Source organism: Winogradskyella echinorum, from assembly GCF_014297365.1.
Lineage (GTDB): Bacteria > Bacteroidota > Bacteroidia > Flavobacteriales > Flavobacteriaceae > Winogradskyella > Winogradskyella echinorum.
Genome location: NZ_JACOQD010000002.1, coordinates 506,504 through 523,055, shown reverse-complemented (window position 1 = coordinate 523,055; position 16,552 = coordinate 506,504). Strand labels below are relative to the sequence as shown.

Genomic DNA, 16,552 nt, shown 5'->3' with positions numbered 1-16,552 from the left:
GGTTTTATTTAAGACCCGTAAAAATATGTTTAGTTTAATCAGTCAAAGTTAATCTTATGTTAAAGAAAAATTTAGATAATATGTACAGAATATTAAAGGTTGTAAAGTATTAACCTTCATCTTTTTTTGATTTCTTTTTCTTCTTTCTTTTTTTCTTCTTTTTGTTTTCCTTTTCAACTTCTTTTTCATCAAACCCACCAGTAATCATTACTTTTATTTTGTCCATGTCGCCTTCTGAAATTAATTCTTTCAACTCAACAAAATGTGTTTCTTCAAGTTTTTTGATTGCTGCTTCTCTATCTAAAGTATGTTCAAACTTTGTTTTAAAAATGGCAATTTTGGCATCTGAAAAACTGTTTAAATATTGTTTTATGATTTCTTTTTGAAAGTCATCCGCTTCAAGTGTGGTTAAAAAATTAGCTATAAATTTATCTTTACGCTCTTTTACCATTCTGTCGCGTTTAGCAATATCTTTTTCTGTAGGCTCTCTAGTGGTTCTAGGAATACGATCATTCATATTTCTTCCTATTTGACTATACACATTTAAGCCTAACAATATTGCGAAAACAATTAAAATTGACTTTTTCATTTTTAAATAATATTTATAATGTTTTGTGGTGGTCTTCCAATCACTGCTTTATCATTGTTAACCACAATTGGTCGTTCAATTAACTTAGGATTAGCTACCATAGCTTCGATAATTTGCTCATCTGTAAGCGTTTTATCCTTATACTCAGATTTCCAAATTGCTTCGTTTCTGCGTACCAAATTTATGGGTTTTATCCCTAATTTAGAAATTAGAGCTTTTAAATCCTTAATTGTAAAGGTGTTTTCTAAGTATTTAATAACTTCAAAATCCTTTTTAGATTCTTCTAAAATTGCTAAACCTTCTCTAGATTTTGAGCATCTTGGATTGTGGTAAATCTTTATCATTTTATGCTGAATTTTGTTCAGTACGTTTTAATTGATTGCAATTATAATGCCGAAGAGTCTTCTTTTTGTCCCATCATCATTAAATAAGCTTTTAAGAAAGGCTCTATATCTCCATCCATTACTGCATCTACATTGCCAGTTTCGTGGGCTGTGCGCACATCCTTAACCAATTTATAAGGATGCATTACGTAGTTTCTAATTTGGCTTCCCCATTCATTTTTCATCTTACCGGCTTCAATATCTTCACGTTGTGCCATTTGTTTCTGCAATTCTATTTCGTACAATTGCGATTTTAGCATCAACATAGCTCTTGCTCTGTTATCGTGTTGCGATCGCGTTTCAGAACACTGAATTTGTATACCAGTAGGTTTGTGTACGAGCTGTACTTTAGTTTCAACCTTATTTACATTTTGTCCACCAGCACCACTAGAACGTGCTGTAGTAATTTCAATATCTGCTGGATTAATTTCTATCTCAATAGAATCATCGACAAGCGGGTAAACATAAACAGAAGCAAAACTTGTATGTCGCTTGGCATTACTATCAAAAGGGGAAATACGCACTAAACGGTGCACTCCGTTTTCACCTTTGAGCCAGCCGAATGCAAAATCACCTTCAATTTCTAAGGTTACACTTTTTATACCCGCAACGGTTCCATCTTGACGATCTAATTCTTTTATTTTAAAGTTATTCTTTTCGGCATACATTAAATACATACGCAGTAGCATATTTGCCCAATCGTCTGCTTCTGTTCCACCAGCTCCAGAATTAATTTCTAAAATAGCACCTAAACTATCACCTTCCTCAGAGAGCATATTTTTAAACTCTAATTTTTCAATAGCATTCACAGCTGCTTCAAAACGAGTCTCAACATTTTCCATTGTAGCTTCGTCTTCTTTGTAGAATTCGTAAATAACTTCTAAATCTTCAAATAATGTTTTTGCGGCATTAAAATCATTAACCCAACTCTTCTTTTCTCTAATAGATTTCATTACAAGCTCTGCAGCTTTAGAGTCGTTCCAAAAGTTTGGGTTGAATGTTTGCTCTTCTTCGTTGGCAATTTCTATAAGCTTAGCATCTAAGTCAAAGATACTGTCTAAGTGCGTCTAGACGGGAATTAAGATCTTTTATTTGATCTGATGTTATCATAAATAATAGTAATTTCTGCAAATATAGGTTGCTGATTTAAAGTGCCATAATTTTGAAATGGTTTTTTAGAAATTCCGTAGTTTTATCATTCAATATATCAGCCATGAAAAAATTAGCTAACCTTTTTTGTTTTGTATGCATTAGTATTCAACTTCAGGCGCAAGTCTTAGATAAAAAAGACCTTAAATCTTATGAAGGTTTTTTTGACTTTTATTATGAAGAAAGTACCGATAAAATCTACCTAAAAGTTAAAAATCTTAATAAGGATTTTCTATATGTAAATTCTTTAGCCTCTGGTGTTGGTAGTAATGATATTGGTTTAGATCGAGGGCAGCTAGGTAATGAACGCTTAGTTTATTTCAAAAAAGCTGGTAATAAGTTGTTACTTATTCAGCCAAACTTAAAGTATAGAGCAAATACAGATAACGAACTTGAGAAAAAGAGTATAGAACAAGCTTTTGCAAAATCCGTTTTATTTGGTTTTAAGATTTTGTCTAAAAAAGAAGGAGAATATATTGTCGATTTCACGCCTTTTTTAATGCAAGATGCGCATGGTGTTGCCAATAGATTAAAAGGAGGTAAAGAAGGTACTTATAAAATTGATGCTTCCAAAAGTGCATTGGCTTTAGAGCGTACAAAAGCATTTCCTAAAAATGTAGAGTTTGAAGCTTTATTAACTTTTAAAGGGCAACCAACAGGTAGAAACTTACGCAGTGTAACTCCAACGGCTTCTTTGGTAACTGTGGTGCAACATCATTCATTTATTAAATTACCAGATAGCAAATACAAACCGCGAGTTTTTGATACACGCAGTGGTGCAATTTCTATGTCTTATTTAGATTATGCCACACCAATACAAGAAGACATTAAAAAGCGTTTTATTATTCGTCATCGTTTAGAGAAGAAATATCCAAATCGTAAAACGAGTGAAGCTAAAGAGCCAATTATTTACTATTTAGATCCGGGTACGCCAGAACCAGTTCGTTCCGCTTTATTAGAAGGAGCAAGATGGTGGAATGAGGCTTATGAGGCCATTGGTTATAAGGATGCTTTTCAAGTAAAAATGTTGCCTAAAAATGCAGACCCAATGGATTGTCGTTACAATGTTATTCAATGGGTGCATCGCAGTACTAGAGGTTGGAGTTATGGAGGTAGTGTAGTAGATCCAAGAACAGGTGAAATTATTAAAGGGCATGTAAGTTTGGGAAGTTTAAGGATAAGACAAGATTTTATGATTGCGCAGGCTTTAATGAACGAACCATTCGCTGAGCGTGATGATAATTACAAACCTATGTTAGAAATGGCTCTAGCCAGAATTAGACAATTAAGTGCGCACGAGGTTGGTCATACTATTGGTTTTGCTCACAATTTTGCCGCAAGTACTAACGATAGAGCATCAGTAATGGATTATCCGCATCCACAAATTTCTGTAACCAACGGATACATTGATTTTAGTAATGCATACGCTACAGGAATTGGAGATTGGGATAAAGTCACTGTAGCCTACAGCTATTCTGAATTTGATAAGAAGACTGACGAACAAAAAGCTTTAAATAAAATTTTAAAGAAAGCACAAGATGATGGTTTACGATTTATAACCGATTCTGATGCTAGGGCTGCTGGTGGTGCCCATGCTTTAGCACATTTATGGGATAATGGAAAGACGCCTGCTGAGGAATTGAATGCAGTTTTAGCATTACGCCAACAAGCCATATCTAATTTTTCTGAGGATAATATTAAGAGTTACGAACCTTATTCGGTTTTAGAAGATGTTTTTGTACCATTATATTTTTACCATCGTTTCCAAGTGGAAGCAGCAACTAAAGTGATAGGTGGCTTAGATTATAATTATGCTGTAAAAGGTGATGAACAATTAACCTCTAAGTCAGTAGATGTTAATATGCAAAAAGAAACTTTAGATGTAATTCTTAAAACACTTAATGCAGAGACTTTAGCCATTCCTAAAGATAAGTTAGCATTATTTCCACCAAGAGCTTTTGGATATAATCGATCTCGAGAATCTTTTAAAGGAAAAACTGGAGTTGCATTTGACCCAATAAGTGCAGCTAATACGGCTAGTGATATGACATTAAAATATTTATTACATCCTCAGCGTGCCAATCGCTTGGTGTTACAGAAGAGTTTAAATGAGAGTCAACTAAGTTTAGAAGATGTTATTGATACGCTTATCAAAAATTCCTTTGACGTTAATCATAATGATGCTTACCTTAATGAAACTCAACAGCAAATCAATGTCAATGTGTTAAAATACTTGATGAACTTAGCTGTAAATAACCAGTCGTATTTTCAAGTTAAGGCCATTGCGAATAAAACAATAAGAGATATTGCAAAGAAAAATATTGGTTTTGAAGCCATTCAATACCAATATAATTTAATGATTAATGAATTTTACAAACATCCTGAAAAGTTCAAAATAGAAGCATCTCCAAAAATACCAGATGGTTCACCTATTGGCAGTGATGTTTGTAACTATAATCTAAATTAAAAAATGATAATAGATTTAAGAAGCGATACAGTTACCAAACCTACAAAAGGCATGTTAGAGGCCATGTTGACTGCTGAAGTTGGTGATGATGTATATAAAGAAGACCCTTCAATTAATGCTTTAGAAAAGCGTTTGGCTGATATGTTTGGCATGGATGAAGCTTTGTTTTTTCCATCTGGAAGTATGGCAAATCAAGCTGCTCTAAAATTGCATACCAATCCTGGAGAACAAGTAATCTGTGATAAGTATGCGCATATCTATAATTATGAAGGTGGTGGAGCATCTTTTAATAGCGGAATTTCTTGTAAACTTATAGATGGACATAGAGGTATGTTTACTGCAGAACAAGCTGAAGCTTCTATAAATCCTCCTGATTTTTACCATAGTCCATTAACCTCATTAATTGCTATTGAAAATACAACCAACAAAGGAGGTGGAGCGTGTTGGGATTTCCAAGAATTAAAGAAAATTAAAAAAGTAGCTAATAAGCATCAGTTAGGATATCATTTAGATGGAGCTCGTCTTTGGAATGCGCTCATAGCAAAAGACGAAAACACTAAGCAATATGGTGAATTGTTCGATACTATTTCTGTGTGTTTAAGTAAAGGTTTGGGTTGCCCAATGGGTTCTGTGCTTATTGGTAATAAAGAATTAATGCAAGGTGCATTGCGTATTCGTAAGATTCTTGGAGGTGGTATGCGACAAGTTGGTTTTGCAGCAGCTGCAGGTTTATATGCTCTAGACCATCACTTAGAACGCTTAGCAGAAGATCATAAGAAAGCAAAAGAAATAGGAGAGGAGCTATCTAAAATGTCTGCTGTAAAAGTTGTTGAGCCAATTGAAACAAACATTGTTATTTTTGAATTAAATGATAATATCGATGAAACTCAATTTCTGAATAAACTTAATGAGAAACATATTAAAATCATTGTAATGGGCAGTAATAAACTACGTATGGTTACGCACCTCGATTATACAGACCAAATGCATGATAAATTATTAAGTTCGTTAAAAGATTTTTAAGTTTATTGACTTGTTAGTAATTCGTCTTGATTCTTGGTTCTAACAGCGAAGCGGTCTTTAATCTTTATTAGACTATTTAAACATATCCATACCAGGAATGTTTGGCATGCCTTCTTTAGCTACAGCTGCAACTTCTGTTTCGTGTACATTAGTTGCTTTTTCAATAGCCTTATTAAGTGTAAGGATTAAATAATCCTCTAACATATCTTTATCTTGTAATAGTTCGTCATCTATAGCAATAGACTTAATTGTTCTATTTGCGGTTATAGTAACTTTTAGTTTATTGTCATTGCTAGATTCATCAATTAAAACCGTATTTAACCGTTCTTTAGTCTCTTCAACTTTCTTTTGAGCTTCTTTTAATTTGCTCATCATTCCCATCATATCTCCAAACATATTCTTGTCTTTTAAATTTTTACGTTGTAAAATTAGTAAATTGCGCGACTTTTTAGATTAAAATTTTCTTAAAACAGATGATAAAAAATCCTGATATTATTCCTCCTGTAGCAAAAAAGATTCCACATCAAATAGAAAAGCATGGAGATGTGAGAGTTGACAATTATTTTTGGATGAAGGATAGAGAACATCCTGAAGTGATTGGTTACCTCAATTCAGAGAATGAGTACTGTGATGCTAAAATGGCACACACTAAAGATTTGCAGAAAGATTTGTTTGAGGAAATGAAAGCCCGAATAAAAGAAGATGACTCTTCAGTGCCTTATAAATATAATGGGTATTGGTACATTACAAAATTTGAAAAGGGAAAAGATTACCCAATTTATACACGTAAAAAAGACACTTTGGATAATCCTGAAGAATTGTTATTTGACTGTAATGAAATGGCAGAAGGTGAGAGTTTCTTCAAATTAGCAGGTATTAGCATAAGTCCGGATAATAAATTGGTGTCTTATGGAATTGATACGACAGGAAGGAGAAATTACACCATTCATGTTAAGAATTTAGAAACTAATGAAGTCGCTTTGGATAGAGTCTTAAATACTACAGGTTCTTCTAGCTGGGCAAATGATAATGAAACCTTGTTTTATACCAAAAAAGATGCCATTACACTTAGAGCTTTTCAAATTTATAAACATCGCTTAGGTGATAATTCTGAAGATGAGCTTGTTTTTCAAGAAGGTGATGATACGTTTGGTGTTGCTGTATATAAGTCTAAATCTAGAAAGTATATCATTATAGCATGTTATAGTACATTAACTAATGAGTATCATATTTTAGATGCGGATAATCCTGAAGGGAAATTTAAAGTATTTCAACCTAGGATAAGAGGCTTAGAATATAGTATTTCGCACTATGATAACCATTTCTACATTCTTACAAATAAAGACAAATCCACCAATTTTAAATTAATGAAAACTTTAGAAACTGATACTAAAGTCGAAAATTGGAAAGGTGTTATAGCGCACAGAAAAGATGTACTTATTGAAGGAATAGATATTTTTAAAGATTATTTAGTTATTAGTGAACGAAGCAATGGATTAAACCAAATTAGAATTAAACGCTGGGACGAAACACAAGACTATTATTTGCCATTTGATAACGAAACGTATACAGCTTATACTGGTACCAATGTCGATTTTGATACCGAAGTATTGCGATATGGATATAATTCTATGACGACACCTTCTTCTGTAATCGAATTTAATATGCGCACTAAAACAAAAACAGTGTTAAAGGAGCAAGAAGTTTTAGGTGGAAAATTTAATAAAGATAATTATACATCTGAACGTATTTGGGCAACGGCAGAAGATGGCATACAAATACCAATGTCAGTTGTCTATAAAAAAGGAATTAAAAAAGATGGAACAAATCCATTGTTACAATATGCATACGGAAGTTATGGATCTACTGTAGATCCGTATTTTTCTACAATTAGATTAAGTCTTTTAGACAGAGGATTTATTTATGTAATAGCACATATTCGTGGAGGTGAATACTTAGGAAGACAATGGTATGAAGATGGAAAACTGTTGAATAAAAAAAATACGTTTTCAGATTTTATTGCCTGTTCGGTTCATTTAATAAAAGAGCGTTATACATCTTCTATGCATTTATACGCAATGGGTGGAAGTGCAGGTGGTCTATTAATGGGTGCTATAATAAACAAGGCGCCAGAATTGTATAACGGTATTATTGCAGCGGTACCATTTGTAGATGTTATTACTACTATGTTAGATGATTCTATTCCCTTAACTACTGGAGAATATGATGAATGGGGAAATCCTAATGATATTTTATATTACAATTATATAAAATCATATTCTCCTTACGATAATATTGAAGCCAAAGATTATCCTAATATGCTAGTCACAACGGGTCTCAACGATTCGCAAGTGCAATATTGGGAACCGGCAAAATGGGTAGCTAAGTTACGTGAGATGAAAACGGATACTAACCAACTCTACTTAAAAACGAATATGGATGCTGGACATGGCGGTGCTTCTGGTCGTTTTGAAAGCTTAAAGGAAGACGCTGAAGAGTATGCTTTTCTGTTAGATTTAGAAGGGATTTCGAGCTAATTCAAAAAAAAATGTTACTTTTGCGAGGTTTTAGGTGTCAAATAAATAATTGACTACCGAAAAATTTCATTTATGAACAACAACAAAAATGTATTTGATAACGTGTTACAATTAATCGGTAACACTCCCCTAATCAAATTAAACAGAATGACTGCTGACTTCGATGGTGATTTCTACGCCAAAGTAGAAGCGTTTAATCCAGGTCATTCTTCTAAAGATAGAATTGCTTTACACATTATTGAAGAAGCTGAGCGTCAAGGAATTTTGACTCCTGGTGATACTATTATTGAAACTACTTCTGGTAATACTGGATTTAGTATTGCTATGGTGAGTATTATTAAAGGCTACGAATGTATTTTGGCAGTAAGTTCTAAATCTTCTGCTGATAAGATAGATATGTTAAAGTCTATGGGAGCTAAAGTGTATGTTTGCCCTGCTCATGTTAAGGCTGATGATCCACGTTCTTATTACCAAGTGGCAAAACGCTTGCACGAAGAGAATAAAGGTTCTATATATATCAATCAGTATTTTAACGAATTAAATATTGATGCACATTATAATACCACAGGTCCAGAAATATGGGAACAAACTGAAGGTGAAATTACACATTTAGTAGCTTGTAGTGGTACTGGTGGTACAATTTCTGGTATTGCTAAGTATTTAAAAGAGCAAAACCCAGATGTAAAAGTAATTGGTGTAGACGCATACGGATCGGTATTAAAGAAGTACCATGAAACTCGCGAATTCGATGATAAAGAGATTTATCCTTACCGAATTGAAGGTTTAGGGAAAAACCTAATACCAACAGCCACAGATTTTGATGTAATTGATAAATTTGTAAAAGTTACTGACGAGGAAAGTGCGCATACTGCAAGAGAAATTTCTAATACAGAAGGCTTATTTGTTGGATATACAAGTGGTGCTGCTATGCAGGCCATAAAGCAATTACAAGAAGAAGGTGAATTTAAATCTACTGATAAAATTGTAGTTGTTTTTCCAGATCATGGTTCTCGTTATATGAGCAAAGTGTACAACGATAAATGGATGGAAGACCAAGGCTTTTTCGATAGCAAAAATGAGGTGCATACAACCATAGAATATATAAAATAGAAAAGTTTATACTTTATATAACCTATCATAAAATTATGGTAGGTTTTTTTATGTTCAAAACTTAGTTAATAGTTCAATTAAATAAATTATGCATTCATAATATTATTAACTAATTTTGCTGACACTAACAAGACTAATTAACAATTATTAATCGTTGATTCTATGCGCTAAAAACATAGAAATGAGCATTAGTAGTAAAGAAGACGCATGAAGGATTTATTTGAAAAGATTTATAGAGATAAAGGACCTCTAGGTAAATGGGCTGCGCAAGCAGAAGGTTATTTTGTGTTTCCTAAACTTGAAGGAGAGATTTCTAATAGAATGAAATTTCAAGGCAAAGATGTTATTACGTGGAGTATTAACGATTACCTTGGTTTAGCAAATCACCCAGAAGTTAGAAAAGTTGATGCTGAAGCTGCTGCACAATATGGTTCAGCTTATCCTATGGGAGCGCGTATGATGTCTGGTCATACAGATTTACACGAACAATTACAAAATGAATTAGCTGCATTTGTACAAAAAGAAGCAGCATACTTATTGAATTTTGGTTACCAAGGTATGGTATCTACTGTAGATGCTCTTGTAAGTAAAGATGATATTATTGTTTATGATGTAGATGCACATGCTTGTATTATAGATGGTGTGAGACTACACCATGGTAAGCGCTTTACATACAAACATAACGATATTGAGAGTTTAGAAAAAAATCTTGAGCGTGCTACAAAAATGGCTGAGCAAACTGGTGGTGGAATCTTAGTGATTTCTGAAGGTGTGTTTGGTATGCGAGGTGAACAAGGACGACTTAAAGAAATCGTTGCGCTTAAAAAGAAATTCAACTTTAGACTATTTGTAGATGATGCTCATGGTTTTGGTACTCTAGGAAAGACTGGTGCTGGAGCAGGTGAGGAGCAAGGTGTACAAGATGATATCGATGTGTATTTTGCAACGTTTGCTAAATCTTTAGCAAGTACTGGTGCTTTTATTGCAGCAGATCAAGAAATTATAGATTATTTAAAATACAATTTACGTTCTCAAATGTTTGCTAAATCATTGCAAATGCAATTGGTTGTTGGTGCATTAAAACGTTTAGATATGTTACGTACTATGCCAGAGCTTAAAAAGAATCTTTGGACTATAGTCGATGCATTACAATCTGGTTTAAAAGAGCGTGGATTCGATATTGGTACAACACAAAGTTGTGTAACTCCTGTATATTTAAAGGGTAGTATTCCTGAAGCTATGGCTTTAGTAAGAGACTTACGAGAAAATTACGGAATCTTCTGTTCTATAGTGGTTTACCCTGTGATACCTAAAGGATTAATTTTATTAAGAATGATTCCTACAGCGACACATACTTTAGAGGATGTTAGAGAAACTTTAGATGCTTTTGATGCTATTAGAAGTCGTTTAGAAAATGGAACTTATAAAAGAATGTCTGCGGCATTAATCGCTGCGATGGGAGAATAAATTTTCTTTAAATTATAAATTAAAAGCCACTGAAAAGTGGCTTTTTTTATATAATAGCTTTCTTAAACGTACAACGTCGTTTATGCGTTACAGGTTTAAAATTCTTCCAAAGTTTTTGAATAGCTTCATTATCATCTAACTCTGGTCCTCTAACACAAAGTTGAATACCTTTGGCGTTAAAGGTTTGCCAAAACTCTTCAAAAATTATAGCCGTGACTCCTTTATTTTGATATTCTGGCAATACACCAATAAGGTAAAATGTTACCGTTTTTGCTTTCTTCTTTGCTTTTAATAAATGCATAAATCCAAAAGGAAATAACTTACCATTCATTTTTTGCAAAGCTTTAGCGTAAGAAGGTGTTACAATTCCGAAGCCAACTAACTTGTCGTCTTTATCTAAAACGAATTTTACATATTCAGGGTTAAGAAAACCAATAAATTTCTTTTTAAAGTATTCGCGTTGTTCTTTGTTGATTTCTACAAATGAGGATAGTACGGAATGCGATTCTGAAAAAACTTCAAACATCTCATCAGCATATTTCATTATCTCATTATTATCTGTAAAATTAAGAGCTCTTAGCTGGTAACGCTTCTTCACCATAGTTTGTACACGTGTAAAAAACTCTTGGTGTATATTTTTAAACTCCATTTTATTTTCAGAATAGGTTTTCCCAACATCGTAACCTAAAGCTCTAAAATGATCCGCATAATACGGATGATTGTGCCAAGTTATCATGCTTCCTAATTCATCGAAGCCTTCAGTTAAAATACCAACCTTATCTAAATTAGAAAACCCAACAGGGCCCTCTACATAGTTTAAGCCTTTTGCTTTACCAATTTCGTGTACTTTTTCTAGTAGCAATTTAGTAACTTCAATATCATCAATAACATCGAACCAACCAAAACGCATTTTCATTTCGTTTTGCCCATTAACCTCAAGCCAATTGATAATTGCTGCTATACGACCAACAATTTTATTGTCTTTATAGGCTAAGAAATAACGCGCTTCTGCGTCTTTAAAAACAGGATTTACGTTTTTATCTAAAGTTCTTACTTCTTCTGCTATAATTGGTGGTACCCAAGATGAAGATCCTTTGTAAAGTTGAAACGGAAACTTTACAAATGTTTTTAAATCCTTTTTTGATGTGGCTTCTTTAATTGTAATCATAAATTGACTTATAGATTGTCGGAATTAGAGTCATCAAAATCGTCTTCTTTTTTCTTCTTTTTCTTTTTCTTCTTCTTTTTCTTTTCGAAATTACCATCATTACCATTACCATTGTCTATTTTCTTATCCTTATGAAAATCTAATCGGTAAGAGGCTCCAAGTGCAATATTGAAAACGGTAGGTGTATCTTTAGTGTTAAAAGTGATATTGGTATCTAATTGAAAATCTTGAGTCCATAAATAAGCTCCTCCAAATCTTAGAAGATTATCTGCGTAAAAATCACTGCTAATACCTTGCGTTTCACCAAAAACAACCCATTGCGGAGTAAATGAATGTGTTAACGTAAGTATATATTGAAAATCTGAATAATCAGTACCAATTCTATCTAGTATAAAGTTGGTAACAAATACCCAACCACCATTAAAGTTGTTTTGGGTAGCAAGCATAATTTTTGGGCTAAAACCTTCAATTCCTGGCGCAGTATAAGGATTATTCTTTGTGTCAAAGTTTGCACCAGCATATACAGCAACTGCTGGTATTAAAGATTTCCATTGAAATGTTCTATTAGCATGGTAACTATATAGATTCGGTTTAGCTTCTTCAGCATTTTTGTATGGATCGTAAACTAAGTATTTAGCACCTAAGGTTACATTTTTAAAGTTAGAACGTTTATCCTTAACAGGAATTGCTGCATTATTGAATGTAATGTTATCATTTTGATAAACACCATCTAAAGAAAACTCTAATTGTTCAAACAAAACTCCATATCTTATAGCGAAGTCTGCGCCAAAACCAGAAACCTCATATTTTAAAGGTACATGTTCTTCTTTTACTGTAAAGGCACCAGCTTCAAACTGCACAACTCCAGTACCAACTGAAAAAGCACTTTTAGAAACACCAGGACGATTAGAGTTAATGACTTCTGTGTATTGTCCGTAGGCTGAGCTAAAAGTCAAAGTGATTAATAAAACGAAAATAGATTTGAGTACTCGCATTTGTCTTTGGTTTAAAGTCAAATATATATATTTTATACTTTTTTTAAGGAATAATAACGGATTATAAATGAGTATAATTGTATTTTTGAGTATTATTTATTTTTATGATACAAGAAGCTTCCGTTATGGGATTATTGAAAACGGTTTTAATTATACTACTTGTTTACTTCGGTTTCAAGATATTAGCACGTCTTTTTGCTCCTTTGCTTTTGCGTTTTGTCGCTAAAAAAGCAGAACAGAAATTTGGTCAGCAATTTGGTGGATTTCAAAATCAGACAAATCAAAGACAACAACAAAAGCATAAAGAAGGGGAAACGGTTATTGACAAAATGCCAAATCAGAATAGATCATCTAACTCAAAAGTTGGTGAATATGTAGATTACGAAGAAATTGATTAAGGTGGCTCTTGCGAAAACAGGAAACTCTATCTGTGTTTCAAAAAAAATAACTACTTTTCAGAATCATTCAACTTAAAGTTTACTCATGTCATTTTCTTTTAAACGCTTTTTACCACATATCCTAGTAATAATAGGTTTTGTAGTACTTTCTTTAGCTTATTTTAGTCCTGTTTTACAAGGTAAAAAGATTTTTCAGAGCGATATTATGCATTATATTGGCATGGCTCAACAGCAAAAAGAATTTGCTAAAGCAACTGGTGAGGAAACCTATTGGACCAATAGTGCTTTTGGTGGTATGCCAACATATCAGTTAGGAGCTCAATATCCTCATAATTACATTAAGAAGTTAGATTTAGCATTGCGATTTCTGCCAAGGCCAGCAGATTATTTATTCTTATATTTTATTGGCTTTTACATTTTATTGCTGTCTTTAAAAGTAGATTTTAAGCTTGCAGCACTTGGAGCATTAGCTTTTGGGTTTTCAACCTATCTCATAATTATATTGGGAGTTGGTCATAATTCTAAAGCCCATGCCATAGCATATATGCCTTTGGTTTTGGCAGGTATTATACTCACGTTTCGGAAAAGATATATTCTTGGATTTTTACTTACAACGGTTGCCTTAGGCTTAGAGATTGTAACCAACCATTTTCAGATGACTTACTATTTACTGTTGTTAGTTATAGTACTAGGCATTGCTTATTTAGTAGATGCTTATAGAAAAAAGTTGTTACCTCATTTCTTTAAATCTGTAGGCTTATTGTCTATTGCAGCCATACTTGCTGTTGGTTTAAATGCCACAAATATTATGGCAACCCAAGAGTATGTAAAGGAAAGTACACGTGGTAAAAGTGAGTTAACGATTAATCCAGATGGTTCACCAAAAGAGGTCACTACAGGTTTAAATAAAGATTATATTACAGAATACAGTTATGGTATTTTAGAAACTTTTAATCTCTACATTCCAAAATTTATGGGTGGAGGAAATACCGAAGATGTTGGTAAAGATTCTGAAACTTATAAAGCATACATTAACCTAGGAGCTTCACCTATTGATGCACTAGAAGGGTCGCGAAATGCACCAATGTATTGGGGGCAACAACCTATTGTAGAGGCACCAGCTTATGTTGGAGCTGTTATAATTTTCCTTTTTGTTTTAGGCTTATTCTTAGTTAAAGGACGACTAAAATGGTGGTTAGTTGGAGGTACAATTTTATCATTATTACTTTCCTATGGTAAAAATCTTGGTTTTCTTACTGATTTCTTTATCGACTATGTACCGTTATATAATAAATTTAGAGCTGTAAGTTCAATTCAGGTCATACTAGAGTTATGTATTCCTGTATTAGGTATTTTTGCTTTGGTCCGTTTGTTTAACGACTTTCAGAAAGATGAAGAAAAATTAAAAGCATTAAAATATACTGTTGGTATTACTTCAGGTTTAGCGTTGCTATTTCTTCTTTTTAAATCTACTTTATTCGATTTTGAAGGATTAAGAGACGATCAATATATTCAGGCTTATGGACAACCTTTTATGGATGCTGTTATTGAAGATAGAAAGGCTTTGTTTACTACAGATACTATTAGAACTTTAATATTAGTATTGCTTTCTGCCGGAGCGGTTTATTTCTTCCTGAAGAAAAAGTTATCAGAAAACTTAACTGTTGTGGTATTTGCAGTGTTGTTACTTTTTGATTTGGTAAGTATAGATAGACAATATGTTAACAACGATAATTTTTCATCTGCATTAAGTGTTGATAAACCTTATCAAGCTAATGCTGCGGATAAAGAAATTTTAAAAGACAAAGGACACTTTAGAGTTTTAGACATGTCTTCAGAAGGGCAGAGCAAACCAGGACGTGCAGCTTATTTTCATAATTCACTATTTGGTTACCATGCTGCAAAATTAGGTAGAGTGAATGATTTATTAGAATTTCATGTGTATAAGAATAACATGAATGTACTCAATATGCTAAATACAAAGTACATTATCGCAGAAGAGCAAGGGCAGATTTTTCCATATACAAATACAGACGCTAACGGTAATGCATGGTTTGTTTCAAAATTGCGAAAGGTTAAAAATCCTGAGGAAGAAATATTGGCTTTAGATAGTTTGAATACTAAAACCGAAGCCGTATCAAGAATGTATAGAGACTTAAAAACTCAAACATTTAAGGTTGATTCTACCGCAAATATTCAATTAAAAGAATTTAAGCCAAATTATCTTAAATACGTATCTAACAATCTTAATGATGGTTTTGCTGTTTTTTCGGAAATCTATTATGGTAATGGATGGAAAACATATTTAGATGGTGAATTAGTAGACCATATTTGCGTCAATTATGTGCTTCGTGGTATGGGTATTCCTAAAGGCAACCATACTATAGAGTTTAAGTTTGAACCACAAGTTGTTAAAACAGGAAGTAGTATTGCTTTAGCGAGTTCGGCTGTTTTCGGGATATTATTGCTTTTGGGGATTTTTTATGAGGTCAAGAGACAAAAGTTGAAGGATTAATATATCTATTTCGATAATTTTTAATAAGTTGATAAAATGAGAATAAACAAAAATATTTTACTTGTTGTTTTAGTATTTTCATTTTCAAGTTTTACTACGGAAAAAAACTTTAAAGATTATTACTATCAGATTGCGAATAAAGTAGAAATAAAAATTTATAAATACATAGATAAAAATAATCCAAGTCGTCACGAATATTGGAAAGTAACTACAAATCCTAATCTCAATAAAATTATAACAGAATCCTATACTACAGATTTTCGACTATATAATTATTTTGAAGAAGAGTTGAAAAGTGATGGAGCAGAATTAATCCGATACGAAGATTTCGAAAAAGATAGTAAAGAAGAAATTATAAATATTGTTGGAAAAGTAATAGATAAGGATGTATTTAAGTGGAAAGACACCAATAGTTATAAGTACTCTGTAAAATACAATAATCCAAATTATGGAAATGCGCATTTTACTAAAGAAAGAATCAAAAACAGTTTTGAAAACATATATGTTAGAGGGAAAGAGTATTCTACATTAATGTTTAAGGATAAGTATATTATAAAATTATTAGATGCTAATCAGCAATACGAGTACTATCAATTTACGTATTATGCTAAAGGAGTTGGAATGGTGGAATATCAAAGATATCTACCAGATGGTACTGTTGTAGAATTAGAATTAGCCGAATTTATATTAGAGGATGATTTTAATAAATTGATAAAAAATTCTAATAAGTAACCACTTATAATTATTAAAT

At 32.7% G+C, this 16,552-nt stretch carries 14 protein-coding genes; 8 read left to right on the top strand and 6 right to left on the bottom strand.

What is annotated here, in order from left to right; genetic code table 11:
• Window positions 1–109 precede the first annotated feature (109 nt).
• From H8K90_RS09485 to prfB, 3 genes are all read right to left on the bottom strand, one after another.
• On the bottom strand, window positions 110–589 hold the full coding sequence (locus tag H8K90_RS09485) for a hypothetical protein (RefSeq protein ID WP_186845722.1): 480 nt from the start codon (window positions 587–589) through the stop codon (window positions 110–112).
• A gap of 2 nt (window positions 590–591) precedes the next feature.
• Window positions 592–933, bottom strand: coding sequence for an arsenate reductase (glutaredoxin) (gene arsC / locus H8K90_RS09480; protein WP_186845721.1), 342 nt, complete (start codon window positions 931–933; stop codon window positions 592–594).
• 41 nt (window positions 934–974) lie between these two features.
• A protein-coding gene (gene prfB / locus H8K90_RS09475) for a peptide chain release factor 2 (protein WP_186845720.1) occupies window positions 975–2,082 on the bottom strand; the annotation gives its coding sequence in 2 pieces (ribosomal slippage) (window positions 975–2,018 and window positions 2,020–2,082; 1,107 coding nt in all).
• A gap of 103 nt (window positions 2,083–2,185) precedes the next feature.
• Between prfB and H8K90_RS09470 the strand changes: the two genes are divergently transcribed.
• Both H8K90_RS09470 and H8K90_RS09465 read left to right on the top strand, forming a co-directional pair.
• A complete protein-coding gene (locus H8K90_RS09470; protein ID WP_186845719.1) occupies window positions 2,186–4,588 on the top strand; it encodes a zinc-dependent metalloprotease in 2,403 nt (800 codons plus the stop codon).
• Window positions 4,589–4,591: 3 nt separating this feature from the next.
• Entirely contained in the window at window positions 4,592–5,611 is a 1,020-nt protein-coding gene (locus H8K90_RS09465; protein ID WP_186845718.1) for a threonine aldolase family protein, read from the top strand.
• A gap of 72 nt (window positions 5,612–5,683) precedes the next feature.
• On the opposite strand, the gene H8K90_RS09460 is transcribed toward H8K90_RS09465, so the two are convergent.
• Window positions 5,684–6,007: a YbaB/EbfC family nucleoid-associated protein gene (locus tag H8K90_RS09460; protein WP_186845717.1), complete on the bottom strand. Its 324-nt coding sequence runs from the start codon at window positions 6,005–6,007 to the stop codon at window positions 5,684–5,686.
• 77 nt (window positions 6,008–6,084) lie between these two features.
• On the opposite strand from H8K90_RS09460, the gene H8K90_RS09455 reads away from it, so the two are divergent.
• The 3 genes from H8K90_RS09455 (at window position 6,085) to H8K90_RS09445 (ending at window position 10,725) form a co-directional block, all read left to right on the top strand.
• Window positions 6,085–8,148 (top strand): S9 family peptidase, encoded by a 2,064-nt coding sequence (locus H8K90_RS09455; protein WP_186845716.1) that lies wholly within the window; start codon window positions 6,085–6,087, stop codon window positions 8,146–8,148.
• Window positions 8,149–8,220: 72 nt separating this feature from the next.
• Window positions 8,221–9,258, top strand: coding sequence for a PLP-dependent cysteine synthase family protein (locus H8K90_RS09450; protein ID WP_186845715.1), 1,038 nt, complete (start codon window positions 8,221–8,223; stop codon window positions 9,256–9,258).
• Between the two features lie 207 nt (window positions 9,259–9,465).
• A complete protein-coding gene (locus H8K90_RS09445; protein ID WP_186845714.1) occupies window positions 9,466–10,725 on the top strand; it encodes an aminotransferase class I/II-fold pyridoxal phosphate-dependent enzyme in 1,260 nt (419 codons plus the stop codon).
• A 46-nt stretch (window positions 10,726–10,771) separates the two neighbouring features.
• Here the strand turns inward: H8K90_RS09445 and H8K90_RS09440 are convergent, their stop codons facing one another.
• Together H8K90_RS09440 and H8K90_RS09435 are read right to left on the bottom strand one after the other, a co-directional pair.
• Window positions 10,772–11,893 (bottom strand): GTP cyclohydrolase, encoded by a 1,122-nt coding sequence (locus tag H8K90_RS09440; RefSeq protein WP_186845713.1) that lies wholly within the window; start codon window positions 11,891–11,893, stop codon window positions 10,772–10,774.
• 8 nt (window positions 11,894–11,901) lie between these two features.
• Entirely contained in the window at window positions 11,902–12,888 is a 987-nt protein-coding gene (locus tag H8K90_RS09435; protein ID WP_186845712.1) for a transporter, read from the bottom strand.
• Window positions 12,889–12,992: 104 nt separating this feature from the next.
• Here H8K90_RS09435 and H8K90_RS09430 point away from each other — a divergent pair, with 104 nt between their 5' ends.
• The 3 genes from H8K90_RS09430 to H8K90_RS09420 all read left to right on the top strand — a co-directional run bounded on the left by H8K90_RS09430 (window position 12,993) and on the right by H8K90_RS09420 (window position 16,533).
• Complete coding sequence (locus H8K90_RS09430) at window positions 12,993–13,286, top strand: DUF4834 family protein (RefSeq protein WP_186845711.1); 294 nt, start codon at window positions 12,993–12,995, stop codon at window positions 13,284–13,286.
• 85 nt (window positions 13,287–13,371) lie between these two features.
• Window positions 13,372–15,801 carry a YfhO family protein gene (locus H8K90_RS09425; protein WP_186845710.1) on the top strand — a complete coding sequence of 810 codons (2,430 nt, stop codon included), beginning with the start codon at window positions 13,372–13,374 and terminating at the stop codon, window positions 15,799–15,801.
• Window positions 15,802–15,837: 36 nt separating this feature from the next.
• Window positions 15,838–16,533 carry a hypothetical protein gene (locus tag H8K90_RS09420; RefSeq protein ID WP_186845709.1) on the top strand — a complete coding sequence of 232 codons (696 nt, stop codon included), beginning with the start codon at window positions 15,838–15,840 and terminating at the stop codon, window positions 16,531–16,533.
• The last annotated feature ends 19 nt before the right edge of the window (window positions 16,534–16,552 follow it).